The organism is Vibrio sp. 99K-1 (assembly GCF_013114585.1).
Taxonomy (GTDB): domain Bacteria; phylum Pseudomonadota; class Gammaproteobacteria; order Enterobacterales; family Vibrionaceae; genus Vibrio; species Vibrio chagasii_B.
In genome coordinates this window covers 59,317-75,802 of record NZ_VTXF01000017.1, presented here as the reverse complement: position 1 = coordinate 75,802, position 16,486 = coordinate 59,317, and the positions used below count along the sequence as shown (strand labels likewise).

Annotated in this window: 13 protein-coding genes, 2 tRNA genes and 1 other annotated feature (1 of these 16 cut by a window edge); of the genes, 10 read left to right on the top strand and 5 right to left on the bottom strand. The window is 45.1% G+C overall.

The window, feature by feature from the left end; all coding sequences use genetic code 11:
* Positions 1–80, bottom strand: a sequence feature (Trp leader region); it reaches 35 nt to the left of the window's first position.
* Positions 27–152 (bottom strand): hypothetical protein, encoded by a 126-nt coding sequence (locus F0228_RS14530; protein WP_004741253.1) that lies wholly within the window; start codon positions 150–152, stop codon positions 27–29. (Overlaps the previous feature by 54 nt.)
* Positions 153–272: 120 nt before the next feature.
* Between F0228_RS14530 and F0228_RS14525 the strand changes: the two genes are divergently transcribed.
* From F0228_RS14525 to rluB, 3 genes are all read left to right on the top strand, one after another.
* A complete protein-coding gene (locus tag F0228_RS14525; protein ID WP_008224411.1) occupies positions 273–1,142 on the top strand; it encodes a PHP domain-containing protein in 870 nt (289 codons plus the stop codon).
* Between the two features lie 55 nt (positions 1,143–1,197).
* On the top strand, positions 1,198–1,818 hold the full coding sequence (locus F0228_RS14520; RefSeq protein WP_004741255.1) for an L-threonylcarbamoyladenylate synthase: 621 nt from the start codon (positions 1,198–1,200) through the stop codon (positions 1,816–1,818).
* A gap of 160 nt (positions 1,819–1,978) precedes the next feature.
* Positions 1,979–3,010 (top strand): 23S rRNA pseudouridine(2605) synthase RluB, encoded by a 1,032-nt coding sequence (rluB, locus tag F0228_RS14515; RefSeq protein ID WP_004741256.1) that lies wholly within the window; start codon positions 1,979–1,981, stop codon positions 3,008–3,010.
* A 217-nt stretch (positions 3,011–3,227) separates the two neighbouring features.
* Here the strand turns inward: rluB and F0228_RS14510 are convergent, their stop codons facing one another.
* From F0228_RS14510 to yeiP, 3 genes are all read right to left on the bottom strand, one after another.
* A complete protein-coding gene (locus F0228_RS14510; protein WP_004741257.1) occupies positions 3,228–3,710 on the bottom strand; it encodes an RNA methyltransferase in 483 nt (160 codons plus the stop codon).
* A 147-nt stretch (positions 3,711–3,857) separates the two neighbouring features.
* On the bottom strand, positions 3,858–4,187 hold the full coding sequence (locus F0228_RS14505; protein WP_004741258.1) for an HI1450 family dsDNA-mimic protein: 330 nt from the start codon (positions 4,185–4,187) through the stop codon (positions 3,858–3,860).
* Between the two features lie 10 nt (positions 4,188–4,197).
* Positions 4,198–4,767 carry an elongation factor P-like protein YeiP gene (yeiP, locus tag F0228_RS14500; RefSeq protein ID WP_004741259.1) on the bottom strand — a complete coding sequence of 190 codons (570 nt, stop codon included), beginning with the start codon at positions 4,765–4,767 and terminating at the stop codon, positions 4,198–4,200.
* 137 nt (positions 4,768–4,904) lie between these two features.
* On the opposite strand from yeiP, the gene F0228_RS14495 reads away from it, so the two are divergent.
* On the top strand, positions 4,905–5,672 hold the full coding sequence (locus F0228_RS14495) for an elongation factor P (protein WP_019821130.1): 768 nt from the start codon (positions 4,905–4,907) through the stop codon (positions 5,670–5,672).
* Between the two features lie 84 nt (positions 5,673–5,756).
* Here F0228_RS14495 and F0228_RS14490 read toward each other — a convergent pair whose 3' ends face one another.
* The gene (locus tag F0228_RS14490; RefSeq protein ID WP_171731936.1) at positions 5,757–8,120 is read right to left on the bottom strand and encodes a DNA polymerase II; all 2,364 of its coding nucleotides are present in this window, start codon (positions 8,118–8,120) and stop codon (positions 5,757–5,759) included.
* 426 nt (positions 8,121–8,546) lie between these two features.
* On the opposite strand from F0228_RS14490, the gene uvrY reads away from it, so the two are divergent.
* From uvrY to F0228_RS14460, 6 genes are all read left to right on the top strand, one after another.
* Positions 8,547–9,191, top strand: coding sequence for a UvrY/SirA/GacA family response regulator transcription factor (gene uvrY / locus F0228_RS14485; RefSeq protein WP_004729778.1), 645 nt, complete (start codon positions 8,547–8,549; stop codon positions 9,189–9,191).
* 15 nt (positions 9,192–9,206) lie between these two features.
* Positions 9,207–11,039 carry an excinuclease ABC subunit UvrC gene (gene uvrC / locus F0228_RS14480; RefSeq protein ID WP_116871876.1) on the top strand — a complete coding sequence of 611 codons (1,833 nt, stop codon included), beginning with the start codon at positions 9,207–9,209 and terminating at the stop codon, positions 11,037–11,039.
* Between the two features lie 46 nt (positions 11,040–11,085).
* Positions 11,086–11,643, top strand: a complete 558-nt coding sequence (gene pgsA, locus F0228_RS14475; protein ID WP_019821134.1) for a CDP-diacylglycerol--glycerol-3-phosphate 3-phosphatidyltransferase — start codon at positions 11,086–11,088, stop codon at positions 11,641–11,643.
* A 317-nt stretch (positions 11,644–11,960) separates the two neighbouring features.
* Positions 11,961–12,047: transfer RNA gene (locus F0228_RS14470), tRNA-Leu, on the top strand.
* A 30-nt stretch (positions 12,048–12,077) separates the two neighbouring features.
* A tRNA-Gly gene (locus F0228_RS14465) sits at positions 12,078–12,153 on the top strand.
* Between the two features lie 1,393 nt (positions 12,154–13,546).
* Positions 13,547–16,486 (top strand): pyridoxal phosphate-dependent class III aminotransferase, encoded by a 2,940-nt coding sequence (locus F0228_RS14460; RefSeq protein ID WP_171762383.1) that lies wholly within the window; start codon positions 13,547–13,549, stop codon positions 16,484–16,486.

Genomic DNA, 16,486 nt, shown 5'->3' with positions numbered 1-16,486 from the left:
AACTTTTTTATAAACAAACTGTTTAATTAGAAGTATACGTTAGCCCACCAAGAACTTGTCCAAGTGCGCCACCAATTAAGCTCTGAACTTGCTTCTACTGAAGAAAGTTCTAAAACTTTATCTTTATGGTCTTGGTTAAATTCTTGTAACATGGTGAACCTATCAAATGTGATACTTCGTATTTGTGTACTAGTTAACTAGTTTTCTGCTTGCGGGTCAAGTGTGTTGACACAAATATAACGATAAAAATTGAAAACAATGAAAAAGAATATATGAGAATTGATCTACATAGTCATACAACAGCCTCAGATGGCCGACTTACTCCACCTGAGCTAATTGACCGAGCGCTAAGCTTTAACATCGAAGCGTTAGCGATTACAGATCATGATACGACGGATGGGCTTGCTGAAGCGCGCAACTATATTGCGGATAACAATCTTCCTATTCAGCTGATAAATGGCATCGAAATCTCCACAGTATGGCAAAACAAAGATATTCATATTGTTGGTTTAAACGTCGACCCTGAGTCACCAGAGCTGAAAGCTCTTATTGAACAACAGAAGCAGCACCGTATTGGCCGTGCCGAACTGATTGCCCAGCGCCTTGAGAAAGCAACACGCGAAGGGGTATTAGAAGAGGTTAAGTTGATTGCTGGCGATGCACCGATCACTCGCGCCCATTTTGCTAAGTGGCTAGTCGATAACGGTTATGCGAAAACCATGCAGCAAGTGTTCAAAAAGTTTCTTACTCGCAATAACCCGGGTTACGTGCCACCAACTTGGTGCTCAATGAGTGATGCTGTCACGGCCATTCACGCCGCTGGTGGACAAGCGGTATTAGCGCACCCAGGCCGATATGGTTTTACTGCTAAGTGGGTTAAGCGTCTACTGACTGCATTTGTTGAGGCAAAAGGCGACGCGATGGAAGTGGCACAACCTCAACAAGCACAACAAGAAAGACGCACTCTTGCGGATTATGCTATACAATACAAACTATTAGCCTCCCAAGGCAGCGACTTCCATTATCCATCTCCTTGGATGGAACTTGGACGCAATCTCTGGCTACCTTCTGGGGTCGAAGAAGTATGGAAAGATTGGGAGTTTCAAACGGTTTCACCATCTGATAGCGATGTCAGTATCTAAGTGAAGCCGCTCCTTCTGATGATAGAGTCGAGAGATTCGATAACGAGGATCAATAATGAGCCAGTTTTTTTATGTACACCCAGATAACCCACAAGCACGTTTAATCAATCAAGCGGTTGCGATTGTTCGTAATGGCGGTGTTGTGGTTTATCCAACAGACTCAGGCTATGCGCTGGGTTGTCAGCTTGAGAACAAACAAGCACTAGAACGTATTTGTAAGATTCGTCGTATCGACGATAAGCATAACTTCACTCTGTTATGCCGTGACTTGTCTGAGCTGTCACTGTATGCACGCGTAGATAACGTTGCTTTTCGTCTGCTTAAGGCTCATACGCCAGGTGCTTATACGTTTATTTTTAAAGCGACCAAAGAAGTGCCAAAGCGTTTGATGAACGCGAAACGTAAAACCATTGGTATTCGTGTACCAGACAACAAGATCGCTCTAGACCTGTTAGAAGCGATGGGTGAGCCATTGATGTCTACGTCTCTTATCTTACCGGGTAATGAGACAACAGAGTCGGATCCAGAAGAAATTCGCGACAGCCTAGAACACGCTGTTGATGTTATTTTGAATGGTGGCTACTTAGGTGAACAACCGACCACAGTGATTGACTTCAGCGACGATGATGCTGTCATTCTGCGCCGTGGTGCCGGTGATCCAGCGCCGTTTGAATAATCGCATTACTGGTTAACAGTCTGTAACGATACAGAGCGCCTGCCATAAGTAAATAACAAGTGCTTTTTGGCAGGTAATTTGCGATAATACGCGACCGCGATTTGGTCGCGAAAAATTCATTCGACGTCTGTGAAGACGACAATTAGGTAGAAAAGAGTAAATGAGCGAAAAATTACAGAAGGTTTTAGCGCGAGCTGGTCACGGTTCTCGTCGTGAACTAGAAGGTTTAATCAAATCTGGCCGTGTAAGTGTTAACGGGCAAGTTGCGAAACTGGGCGAGCGTCTTGAAGACGAGAACTCAGTGATCCGTATCGATGGCCATACTGTTTCAGGTAAAGCGTCTGAAGAAGTGGTTTGTCGTGTACTTGCTTACTACAAACCTGAAGGTGAGCTATGTACTCGTCATGATCCTGAAGGTCGCCGCACAGTTTTCGATCGTCTACCTAAGATCCGTGGTTCTCGTTGGATTTCGGTTGGTCGTCTTGATGCGAACACGTCTGGTCTTTTGCTTTTCACTACCGATGGTGAACTTGCAAACCGTCTAATGCATCCAAGCCGTCAGGTTGAGCGTGAATACCTAGTACGTGTATTTGGTGAAGTTACTGAGCAGAAGGTTAAGAACCTTGTGCGCGGTGTTGAACTAGAAGACGGCATGGCTCGTTTCGAAGATGTGGTTTACGCTGGTGGTGAAGGTATGAACCATACTTTCTACGTAGCGATTAACGAAGGTCGTAACCGTGAGGTTCGTCGTCTTTGGGAGTCACAAGAAACAACAGTAAGCCGCTTGAAGCGTGTACGTTACGGTGATATCTACCTTGACAAGAAACTGCCTCGTGGCGGTTGGAAAGAGCTAGATCTTCAAGAAGTAAACTACCTGCGTGAGCTTGTAGAACTTAAGCCAGAGAAAGAGACACTGTTGGACCTTGATCCTTCAAACACTTCTCGCAAGCGTGAGCGTTCTCGTAGCCAGAAAATTCGTCGTGCTGTTAAGCGTCACGAAGAGCGCGCAAATGCGCCAAAAGGCCGTAGCAACCAAGCTAAACGTAAGAAGCCAGCTACTCGTGGTACTACAACACCTGATTCAGGTCGCAGTGCACCAGCAGCAAAAGGCAAGCCTCAGGCTAACAAAAGCAAGCCAAAGATGAACAATGGTCGTCCGGCTAAACCAGCTAAGCCAAGAACACGTCAGTAATTACATGACTTCTTAAGCTTAAAGCTTTATTGTCTTAAAGCACTGAATACTAAAAAACCTGCTAACTTAGCAGGTTTTTTTACATCTGAACAAATAGAAGATGCGGGATGCGAGTAACCGAGTATCGAAAACATACTGCCATAAACGCAGTAAGCGTGCTCTTCGCATCTCTTATCTCGTTTACGCGCATCTATAATCTGTTCGTATCTCGTATCTTCTACTTATGATTCGAAAAGTTATCACCCTTCGCCAAGCGGTCGTAAAGCACCACGTTCACAGATGCTGCGAGGTTCATGCAACCATTGGTTGGAACGTAAATCGTGTCGCGGCAGAAATCAGTGATCTCTTTCTTTAGCGTGCCATCTTCTGGGCCAAAAATATAAAACGCGCGTGGTGGGTGTTTGTAATCCGGTAGAGGCTTCGCACCTTCAATCAGATCAACGGCCACAGGCACGCAGCCTACTGGAATAATGTCTTTCAGCTCTTCAACGCCAATCAGTGGTAGCTCTAAGTGCTTCTCTTTGGTGTCGGTATGGAATTTTCGCGCATGATCGTATCGTGTGCCTGTATAGAACACAGAGTTAGCGCCATAGCAGCCAGCCGCTCGCATTACAGAGCCTACGTTTTCAGGCGTCTTTGGGTTAACTAGGCCAATGCAGGCATAGCCTTTGGATTGTGTATCTGTTTTTGCTTTGGTCATATCAGTGAATATAAAGTTGATAAAGAAAGAGAGTTCTCATGCAGGGAAGTAGCGTGATAAAAATAGCCGAGCAAGTGGCTCGGCTAGATTTTTAACTCGTTTACATGAGTGCTTGTTTACTCATGAAGTTGAGCGTTAGCAGTCGAATTAGTCGCGCTTCCACAGCATGTGACAGAACTTATGCTCCGGGTCACGGCTGATTAGCATTCGAGCAAATACGTCGTCTAGAACGTCATCAGCTTCATTCACAAGACCAATGCGCACTTCTGCGTAGATTTCTTTGTCGACTTCAAAGCCAACATGTTCAACCCAATCATCACCTGTTTCAACAAGCTCTGCAGCGCCACGGTCTTCAAACTGAGCCGTGAATAGAATCACATCTGCAGGTTCAAGGTTATCGGGTGCCATCTCTAGGAAGATGTCGTATGCAGTATCAATTGCGTCGTCATAAGACATTAGGTCGTTAGCTTCGGTCATAATAAGTATCTTAGCTTGCGCGGTTCATGTATTTACGTTCAGCAGTGTTTACTACTACTTTGTCGCCAGTCGCGATGTACTCAGGCACTTGGATAGTAAGACCTGTAGAAAGACGAGCAGGCTTAGTACGAGCAGACGCTGATGCACCTTTGATTGAAGGGTCAGTCTCTTCGATAACTAGCTCAACAGACGTTGGTAGCTCAAGTGTTGCTGCGTTGCCGTCGATAAGGATAGCGTACATACCTTGAGTGTCTTCGTTGATGAACAGTAGTTCGTCTTCGATAGTTTCACCGTTGAAGATGAATTGTGTGTAATCTTCGTTGTCCATGAAGATGTACTCGTTGCCATCAACGTAAGAGAACATTACTGCACGCTTTGTTACATCGATCGTTTCAACGATTTCGTCAGCCTTGTGGCGAACTTCAGTTTTAACGCCAGTTGCTACGTCGTTACCACGGAAACGGTAAATCTTTTGACCGCCACGGCCACCTGGTGTTGTTACTTCGATATCTTTAACAATGACTGTTTTGCTTTCTACTGTGATAGCAAAACCTTTTTTAATTTCACTTGCTCTAGGCATTTTGTGTTTGTCCTTAGTGGGTCTATCCGCTGATTATATCTCGGAGATGCTATAAATAGGAATAGCTTGAATCATAAAGTCACCTAAGCGATCATAGAGTCACAGTTAAATCATGATTTTATTTGCCGAAACGACCTATGCAGTTACCTGTTATTGACCCTACACAGCCTTTTCAACCCGAATTTCAACCTGTGGTTAACGATCTGATTACCTTCTTAAAAGGTGGGCTGGGTTCTAATCTTCACAGTGTCTATATTTATGGCAGTGTTGCTCGCAAGCAAGCTGTAGCTGGTCGCTCAAATCTTGACGTGGTTGTGGTGACACACCGTCCGTTTCCTGAGCAGCGAACTACGCTGTTAAACACCATTAAATGGCGCTTCCAAAAGAGCTTTCCTCAAGTCACTCAAGTGGCAATAAAAACCACATTGGTGAGTGAAGTGGTCGACTTCGACAATATCTTCACGTGGGGTTTTATGCTCAAGCACCTGTCGGTGTGTGTATACGGTGAAGACTTATCAGATTGTTATGGTGATTTCGAAACCAGTTGGGAAATAGCCAAGCATTGGAATATGGACGTTGAAAACTGGTTAGCGGTATATCGAAACAAAATTGCGCGAGCAACAACGCCTGAACAGCAAGTCGCAGCGCAAGTGATCATCGCCAAGAAGCTGCTACGTGCGAGCTACTCTTTGGTAATGTATCGTGATAAGTATTGGTTTGATAACCCCGTTGCTTGTGGTCAGCAGTTCTTGAAGTATCACCCAGACAGAGAAGTCGAAATCCAACGACTGGGTATATTGCTTTCAGGCCGACCGATTCCGAAACGTTCAGTGATTGGCATTCTGGATGGGTTTGGGGAATGGCTGGTTAAGCAATATCAGAAAACAGAGTTTCGAATCGGATAGAACTTCGTAACCTACAGATATAAAAAGCAGAGCGAATTGAACATTCCTCTGCTTTTTTGTTTTGATTGAACCTCGATACGAATCTTAGAATAAGCCTAATTGCTGCCCACTGACTCTCTCAAAATCTAAACCAATGAAAGGCAAGATTGCTTCTGCCACCGGTTTAATCTGCTTATCGATGTAATGCTGATAATCGATACCACTCTTCAAATACTCTTTGGGCTCTGGGCCATTCAAGGTAATCAAGTATTCAATACGTCCTTTGTTTTGGTACTGAAGTGGGCGCCCTAGTTTTGCATTGACCTCATCAGCCATTCTGGCAGCCCGAACTTGTGGCGGAATGTTCTTTTGGTACTCATGCAACTTGCGACGCAGGCGCTTTTGGTAAACCAGCAAGTCGTCATGCTTACCTGCTGAAGTCTCATCAACAAACTGTCTGACGTAGTCGGTTGGGTCTTGGTCGTGGAAGACCATTTCATACAAGGTTTGTTGGAACTGTTGCGCGAGTGGTGTCCAGTCTGTTCGCGCACTCTCAAGCCCTTTGAAAATGATCTTCTCTTGGTCGCCTTGGTTGATTAAACCTGCATAGCGCTTCTTCGAGCCTGTTTCCGAACCACGAATGGTTGGCATCAGGAACTTTCGATAGTGGGTCTCGTATTCTAATTCAAGAATTGAGGCCAGGTTATAGGTCTCTTTCAGGTGCTCAGTCCACCAGTTGTTAATATAAGCGACCAGTTTATGGCCAATCTCGTCAGCTTGCTCTTGGTCATAACTGCCATTGAGGGAAACGAAGGTCGAGTCGGTATCCCCATAAATTACTTGGTAGCCCTTGTCTTCGATCAGAACTTTGGTTTGTTTCATGATTTCATGACCACGCATCGTGATTGATGACGCCAAGCGAGTATCAAAGAAGCGGCAGCCAGAGGAACCTAACACGCCATAGAAAGAGTTCATGATGATCTTAATGGCTTGAGAGAAGGCTTTTTCGTTGTTCTTCTTTGCGACGTCACGAGCAGCCCAAAGGTTTTCGATCATCTCTGGTAAGAAGTGTTTGGTGCGGTGAAATTGCCCACCGCGAAACCCATCAACGGCTTGGTCTTCTGCTGGGCCGATTTCCAATTTCAACCCTTCGATTAACCCCATAGGGTCAATCAAAAATGAACGAATGATGGACGGGTATAGGCTTTTGAAGTCGAGCACCAGAACGGAGTCATACAGGTTAGGGATGGAGTCCATCACATAGCCACCAGGGCTAGCAATCCAGTTCTCTGGCTCTAGGTTCGGGGCAACATAACCTGCTCTGTGTATCTGAGGTAAATATAAATTGGTAAAGGCTGCAACAGAGCCGCCAACACGGTCTAGCTCAACTCCGGTCAAGCGAGAGCGCTCTATAACGAAATCGAGTAGGTGGGTGTGTTCGAAGATTCGATTTACCAACACACAGTCTTGCAGGTTGTACTTGGCTAGTGAGGGCTTATCGAACTTGAACATTCGATTAATCTCATCCATACGGTCATGAACGTTATGGATATCCTTACCTTCACCGAGTAGTTCGCGTGAGACTGATTCAAGTGACCATGAGCGAAAGTGATAGGTCGCCGTTTTAAGCATATCGATGCCATCTAAGACAACACGCCCTGGAATAGTAATGAAGCCTTGTTGGCTTTGTGCTGAGCTACGGAAGAAGCTAGGTTGATTATCTCGACCGATATTGAGCTTCACTTCGTTCCATTCTGCGCGCTTGTGCAGCAGCCTGAAATCGAAGTCAATGACATTCCAACCAATGATGATGTCGGGGTCAAATTCAGAGAACCATGCGATCATCGCTTCGAGCAGTGCTTTCTCATTAGCGACCCACTGGATCTTGGTTTCGGCTTGTTGTGGCTCCCCAATCATGATCACTCGGCTGTCCATCGGGCTGTCTAAACCAATAGAGTAGAGCACGCCTTTTTCTGAACATTCGATATCCAGAGAAACCATCGAAAGCGTGGGTAAGTAGTTACCCGCTCTGCACTTAGCATTGGAGACTCGACGATGTTGATTTTTTTGTACCGCCGTTCCAGTAAACTCGATACTTCCTTTGATAAAACGTTCCATTAGGAAGCGATCCGCAAGGCGAATATCGCTCTCAAAAGTCTGGATTTCTTCGTTGTTAAAGGCTTGTGCCAACCCAAAACTGCTTCTTGATAGTGAGGTATAACAAGCCGCGAGAGGGGTTTGTTCGAAGGTCGCGATCTCAAGCGGTTTAAATTGGCAGTCTATCGACCCTTTAGTCGCAATAACCTCACAAGCGGCCACATCAGATTGAGCAACAAAAAAAACCGGCTTTTCGTTTTGAATAGTCAGAAGAGTAGGGCCTTGTGGCGTGCTTAACCACAAGTCGATTTGTGTACGCCCAGAAAAATCTCTCGCCTGTCTTGTAAGTACAAAGCCTTGCTGAATATCCAATGTAATAACCTATTGATATGGGGGAGTGAATTCTACCATCTAGCGCCAGGTTACGCACAATAGGCTGCGAAGATAGTCATTAAATACTTGTTAACAGCAGTAGATAACGGGACTCTGTAAGCAAAAAAGTGAAATAGTCGAGAATGGCCATTTAATGGTATTGAAAATATCTTTATCTTATGTAATTTTATTGGGTGTTGTTTTAACTAGTTGATTTTTAGTGAAAGCTTATGATTTTAGTTTACTTGTTTATAAATAAGTACTTGCTAAAGTTAGTGTTTCAGCACATATTCAACAGAGCTTTTTTTTAGTAATTAAGTTAAGATGTACTCAATGCTGCGATCCACTGTTCCTTTGTCCGATTGTTTCAAACAGATGAAACGACACAGTGGTTGCAGAGCCAATTAATAGTGTGGAGATACAAGTTTGATAAATGTTTTCCTTGTAGATGATCACGAGCTGGTTCGCACAGGGATACGACGTATTATTGAAGACGTCCGTGGAATGAACGTAGCAGGGGAAGCTGAAAGCGGTGAAGATGCTGCAAAATGGTGTCGTACTAACAATACTGACGTTATTTTGATGGATATGAATATGCCTGGTATTGGTGGCTTAGAAGCAACCAAGAAGATCTTGCGTTTCAACCCTGATGTTAAAATCATCGTTTTAACTGTTCATACGGAAAATCCGTTTCCAACTAAAGTGATGCAAGCTGGAGCTGCTGGTTACCTTACTAAAGGGGCAGGTCCGGATGAAATGGTCAATGCAATTCGAGTGGTCAACAGTGGCCAACGATACATTTCACCAGAAATTGCGCAGCAGATGGCTTTGAGCCAGTTCTCGCCTGCGTCTGAAAATCCATTCGCAGACTTATCTGAACGTGAACTTCAAATCATGATGATGATTACCAAAGGTCAGAAAGTGACGGATATTTCAGAACAACTCAATCTAAGTCCTAAGACAGTCAATAGTTACCGCTACCGTTTGTTCAGCAAACTGGATATCAGTGGTGATGTAGAGCTGACGCACTTAGCGATTAGACATGGAATGTTAGACACTGAGACCCTTTAACACTGAGATCGTATAGTGACCAACTTGTTTGACTCAGTCTCATTCCTCAAGACAGTAACCGAGCAGCCCGGCGTTTATCGAATGTATAACGCTGAGGCTGTCGTTATTTACGTCGGTAAAGCTAAGAACCTCAAAAAACGCCTTTCTAGTTATTTCCGTAAAAAAGTCGACAGTGAAAAAACACGCGCTCTAGTCAGCAACATCGACAAGATTGATGTCACTGTAACGCACACGGAAACCGAAGCTCTTATTCTTGAGCACAACTACATCAAGCAGTACCTGCCAAAATATAACGTGCTCCTGCGTGATGATAAGTCGTACCCTTATATCTTCATTAGCGGTCACAAGCATCCTCGTTTGTCGATGCACCGTGGTGCTAAAAAGAAAAAAGGTGAATACTTTGGTCCTTACCCTGACTCCGGCGCTGTGCGTGAGACACTACACTTAATCCAAAAAATCTTCCCTGCTCGCCAATGTGAAGATACGGTTTACGCCAACAGAACGCGTCCTTGCTTGATGTATCAGATTGGCCGTTGTGCTGCGCCATGTGTTAGCTCAATCATTTCTGACGAAGAGTACAGCGAACTGGTCGACTATGTTCGTTTATTCCTGCAAGGAAAAGATAAGTTAGTGCTTGAAACGCTCATTGAGAAAATGGATACAGCAAGCCGTGAGCTTCGTTTTGAGCAAGCTGCGACTTTCCGTGACCAGATCCAAGCGATTCGACGCGTGCAAGAACAGCAATACGTCTCTGACGATTCCATGGAAGATATGGATGTGTTGGGCTTTGCTCAAGAGAATGGCGTGGCGTGTATTCATATTTTGATGATTCGCCAAGGCAAAGTCTTGGGCAGTAGAAGCCATTTTCCTAAAATTCCAAACAATACGGTACGTGAAGAAGTTTTCTCTAGCTTCTTAAGCCAGTATTACCTAGCACATAATGAAGCGAGAACCATTCCAACTCGTTTGATTCTAAATGCTGATTTGATGGAAGACGTCACTCCTATTCAGGAAGCCTTGTGTGAAGTAGCGGGTCGCAAGATCCACTTCAACACAAACCCTTCCGGTACTCGTGGTCGTTATCTTAAATTGTCGAACACTAATGCGTTAACGGCGATTACCACTAAGATTAACCACAAAATGACGATTAATCAGCGTTTCAAAGAACTTCAAGAAGTGCTGTCGATGGATGCGATTAAGCGCATGGAATGTTTCGATATCAGTCATACCATGGGTGAAAGTACCATCGCATCTTGTGTGGTGTTCAATCAAGAAGGCCCTGTTAAGCCCGAATATCGTCGTTACAACATCACAGGAATTACCGGCGGTGATGATTACGCAGCAATGGCTCAGGCGCTTGAGAGACGTTATTCGAAGCAACTTGATGTTGATAAGATCCCAGACATCATCTTTATCGATGGGGGTAAAGGGCAACTTAACCGCGCTCATGAGATTATTTCTCAATATTGGGGAGATTGGCCTTTCAGACCGAGAATGATGGGTATTGCCAAAGGCGTGACGCGTAAACCTGGTTTAGAGACTCTCATTACCCTTGAAGGGGAAGAGTTTAATTTGCCAAGTGATGCTCCCGCTTTGCACCTTATTCAGCATATTCGTGATGAAAGCCATAATCATGCGATTGCAGGGCATAGAGCGAAGCGTGGTAAAACGCGCCGAACCAGTGCCTTGGAAGGAATTGAAGGGGTAGGGCCAAAGCGTCGCCAAGCTTTGCTGAAATACATGGGTGGCTTACAAGAACTTAAGCGTGCAACTGTTGAAGAAATAGCCAAAGTGCCGGGCATTAGTCATTCTTTGGCAGAAAACATTTATCAAGCATTGAAACAATAGTAAAAATCCCGCACCATTAAAGCGCAATTAATAAGAGCCCAATAATATGCGTTTGAATATACCTAACATTTTGTCCTTACTGAGACTATTTTTGATCCCAGTATTCGTTGTTGTTTTTTACCTACCTTACCAATGGGCTCCTTTTGCTGCTGCGATGGTTTTTTGGGTAGCGGGTTTTACTGACTGGTTAGATGGCATGCTTGCTCGTAAGTTAGGGCAAACGTCTCGTTTTGGTGCCTTTATTGACCCAGTCGCAGACAAAGTACTGGTGGCGACGGCTCTTATTTTGATTACCGAGCATTACCACTCAATTTGGGTCACTATTCCAGCTGTGACCATGATAGCTCGCGAGATCATCATCTCTGCGCTTCGCGAATGGATGGCTGAAATCGGTAAACGTGCAAGCGTTGCGGTTTCTTGGGTCGGTAAGGTTAAGACGGTTTCTCAGATGTTCGCGTTGTGGGTGCTTATCTGGCGCTATGACGATTGGATGGTTTGGGTTGGCTATATCGCGCTCTACGTTGCAACGATTCTAACCTACTGGTCGATGGCACAATACTTAATGGCCGCCAAAGACGATTTGTTAGACGAAAAACACCATTGATGAAGAAGCGAGCTGAGGCTCGCTTTTTTGATCTTTAACCTAAGGTCAAATAATCAATACTGGATATCTAATGTGATATAGATCTCTTTTGAATAGCCGATACACGGTGTGTTTTGCACATAAAGTCAGCTATTTAGCCCGTTTAGTATGAAATCTATTCAAACGAATTAAAAATACAAAAATATTATTGACTCATCCGCTCGAATCCGTAGAATGCATCCCGTACCCAAGAGGATGGCAATGAGCGATTCGATTGGAGTTACTAAGGCGCCTTGGCAGAGTGGCTATGCAGCGGATTGCAAATTAAAGAATTGCGTGCCCTGGTGGTGGAATTGGTAGACACAAGGGATTTAAAATCCCTCGACGTTCGCGTTGTGCCGGTTCAAGTCCGGCCCGGGGCACCATCTACAAGTCTTTATCTCGATAAAGCAAATGCGACACTAGCTCAGCTGGTAGAGCGCAACCTTGCCAAGGTTGAGGTCACGAGTTCGAACCTCGTGTGTCGCTCCAATTTGAAAAGGCTCATCAGAAATGATGAGCCTTTTTCGCATCTGATACACACTAAAGCTATTTGAGACACCAGGTCACGAGTTGACCCCGTGTACCTAGCCGGCCGCGTCGCTCCAATTTGAAAAGGCTCATCAGAAATGATGAGCCTTTTTCGCATCTGAAACACACTAAAGCTATTTGAGACACCAGGTCACGAGTTGACCCCGCAGCCAAGCTTCATCTCTATATCAAAACCTCCGTTATCAAATACGTATATATCACTCAGTTTTTAAAAGCAAGATTCCCTATGAACTCGTTCCTCGCTCTAGGGAATGACGGAAAGGTACAATGGCTCAAAGCTTCTCTAGCAACGTTTATAACCCCTCACCGTCATCCTCGGGCGCGAGGAACGAGCGAGCCGGGGATCTACTTACTTTCTGTTGATTAGTTTCAGCTTAATCTATTGCATCAGATAGTTTCTTGAATAAGGCAATACAATGACATGTTGTAGGGGATTCTCTATGAGCTCGTTTCTCGCGCTATGGAATGACGAAGGAGGTTGCGGCTTATAATCAAGTCGTTGCTTGAGTCTAACTATATAAAAACCGTCTCAAAGAGACTCCCTATGAACTCGTTCTAGTACTAGGGAATGACGTGATGCGGGCAGATGATGCACTTTTCACTCCCTTATCGTGTACTGAACTTTGCTGGTTTCAGTGTAAGGTTCGGTATGAGGTCGCCTATGGTTCTAAGGTTAGCTTTAAACTCTCACCAGTAACATTTGTATACCTACACCGTCATCCTCGGGCGTGGAGGGACGAACGAACCGGGGATCTCGCTTTTAAACTTATATTGGCGATATTTAAAGCAATTTGTCACTCACTGCGCGTATTAATTAAGCGGTTATCAAAAACTATTGATCGTTCGTTTCAATTTATGTTACTTTCCCGCGCAATCTCGGAACGGCCGATGTTCAAAAAGAGCCGCGATTGCTTTCTGGGGGATACGCGTAATGACCATTCTTGCTGATTGGGACATTACGTAGGGTAGGTATCGGCTAGTCCTTTAGCTGATAGACGGGATACTTATGGCGCAGTTTGCCATGCTAATGGGAAACCCAACATTGAACATACTAACTACAACATTGCTAATCAGCTCTGCATTTCCAAAGGGATCAGCTCCTCATAGCTGCCCGATCCTGCAAAAATGTCCAATTCTTCAAAACAGTAGTATTACTGAACCTTGAGCTCACGCTAACAATTTCTCGCTGTCTTAAGATGGCCTAATTTCGTATTCGTCGTTTGACTTATGCGGGCGTACAGCTATATCTCATTTCTAGACAATATGCGTATTTTACTCTGAACTCTTGTTAATCAAGAGGGCTGGTGTGTATTTGCGTTTACTGGAGGTGAGTATGAACATATTCAAGGGAATTTTTATGACTACCGCCTTTGAAGTCGATATCAACACTATCGCAAACTCATTTTCAACTATGGTTCCTATCGTAGAGGGAACTTATGACCTAACACTTGATGCTATTTTGCTTGAGCAAGAGCAGCATGAGTCGGATGTTCGTTCATATCCAAGACGCCTACCGATTGCTATTAAACGAGCATGTGGCGCCTTAGTTGAAGATACACGTGGACAACTATTTTTAGATTGCTTAGCCGGCGCTGGCACACTCTCTTTGGGCTACAACCACCCTGAGATCAACCAAGCACTGAAAGACCAACTGGATTCAGGTTTGCCGTACCAAACTCTTGATATCACGACTCAAGCAAAAGAGACGTTTATCAAGCGAGTTAAAGCTTTTCTTCCTCAAGACTTTTCAGATAACTCGGTTCTTCAATTCTGTGGCCCTTCAGGCGCGGATGCGGTGGAAGCGGCAATCAAACTAGCGAAGCAAACCACTGGTCGCAATACCATGTTTGCTTTCCGTGGTGCTTATCATGGTATGACTAATGGCACCATGGGCATGATGGGCAACTTAGGCACAAAAGAACGTCGTAGTGGCTTGATGTCTGATGTGCACTTTATGCCTTTCCCATACAACCTTCGCTGCCCGTTTGGTATTGGTGGTGAAGCAGGTGCTAACGCAAGCATTCGTTACATCGAACGTATGTTGAACGATGACGAATCTGGCATCATGAAACCGGCTGCGATGATCGTTGAGCCTGTACAAGGTGAGGGCGGTGTGATTCCTGCTCCTGCGTCTTGGTTGCAAGGCTTACGTCGCATCTGTGATGAGCACGGTATCCTACTGATTTTTGATGAAATCCAGTGTGGTGTCGGTAAGACAGGTCATCGATTTGCGTTTGAAGAGTCGGGCGTTAATCCTGATATCTTGTGCTTATCTAAAGCGATTGGTGGTGGACTACCAATGTCGCTGCTTGTATTCGATAAGAGCATCGATACATGGAAAGCGGGTGAGCACACGGGTACTTTCCGTGGTAACCAACTGGCAATGGTTTCTGGTGCGAAAGCGTTAGAAATCATCGAACGAGACGGTTTGGTTGAGCATGCGAACATTGCAGGCCAATACCTACGTCACGGATTAGAGAAGATTCAATCTCGCGTTAACTGTATTGCTGAAGTTCGTGGCAAAGGTCTAATGCTTGGCGCTGAGATCAAGCAGCCAAACGGTGAACTCAATAAATTTGGTGAGCCGAAATCAGACGGTGAACTCACCCTAGCGATTCAACGCGCGGCATTAGAGCGTGGTTTGATGGTCGAGAAGGGCGGGCGCGATGGCTCAGTGATTCGATTCTTGCCACCAATGATTATCTCCTTTGAACAGATTGATTTTGCACTGCGCGTGATGGAAGAAGCCATCATCGCTGCTGGCGGAGGTGTGCAAGAAGATCAAGCTTCAACTGAACAAGCAAGCCAAGAGTGGAATAAGCATTTCATTCACACAGGCTTAGGCGGTAGCGACGAATTCGCTAACGTCATGAACCAAACCACTCAAGCGATGAAAGCGGTTTTTGAGCAGGTTGAAACGCCATACTCAGGTCTAGAACCAAAAGTGCTGGAGGCTGCTATCAAGGCTGTCGATCTAGACAACAACCAACACGCTTTGGTTGACGTTGTAGATAGCACTGCAGACCTTGTCGCTGCAAACTCCATCTTCGTGCAACACCCAGATTGTATCGCACACCTTCATACGCCACCTCTTATGGCATCAGTAGCAGCGGAATCAATCATCGCAGCTCTGAATCAATCAATGGACTCATGGGACCAAGCATCGGCTGCTACATATGTTGAGCAGCGCGTAGTCGATTGGATGTGTGACAAGTACCAACTTGGTGAACAAGCGGACGGTGTTTTCACCAGCGGCGGCACGCAAAGTAACCTAATGGGCTTATTGCTAGCGAGAGACTGGGTTGCGGATAAGCACGATGGTCACTCAATCCAAAAGTTAGGTTTACCAGATTACGCGAGCAAGCTTCGTATCTTGTGTTCAAACAAATCTCACTTCACGGTTCAAAAATCCGCGTCACTACTTGGCTTAGGCGAGAGCGCGGTGTGTTGTGTTGAAACAAACGCAAACGGCACCATCAAACCTGATTTGTTGGATGCAGAAGTAAAAGCGCTTAAAGCTCAAGGGCTGATTCCTTTTGCTGTAGTTGGTACAGCGGGTACAACCGATCATGGAGCTATCGACGACCTTGATGCGATTGCAGACATCGCAAGCCAACAAGGCCTTTGGTTCCATGTCGACAGTGCTTACGGTGGCGCGCTTATCTTGAGTAGCCACAAGGCTCGCTTACAAGGCATCGAAAAAGCGGACTCTGTGAGTGTCGATTTCCATAAGCTTTTTTATCAAACAATCAGCTGCGGCGCGGTGTTGTTGAAAGACAAAGCGAACTTTAAGTACCTTCTGCATCACGCAGATTACCTAAACCGCGAACACGATGAACTGCCAAATCTAGTCGATAAGTCTATTGCGACCACCAAGCGTTTCGATGCATTGAAAGTATTCATGACGATGCAAAGCGTTGGACCAAAGCAGTTGGGTGATATGTACGACCATCTTCTTGAGCAAACGCTAGAAGTGGCAGACCTGATTCAAAACCAAGCTGACTTAGAGCTTCTGGCGGAGCCGTCATTATCAACAGTGCTGTTCCGATCTAAGCCGTCAGCAAACGGCGAGCTAGATTTAGACAAATTGAATCAAACGCTAAGACTGGAAGCGCTGACTCGTGGTGTTGCAGTACTCGGTGAAACGGTCGTGGATGGTAAGAGTGCGCTTAAATTCACTATCTTGAATCCGTGCCTAAAGACATCAGATTTCAAATCTCTAATTAACAAAATTCAAACTCTAGCCACTGAGCTAGCAGAACAACAAGGGTAA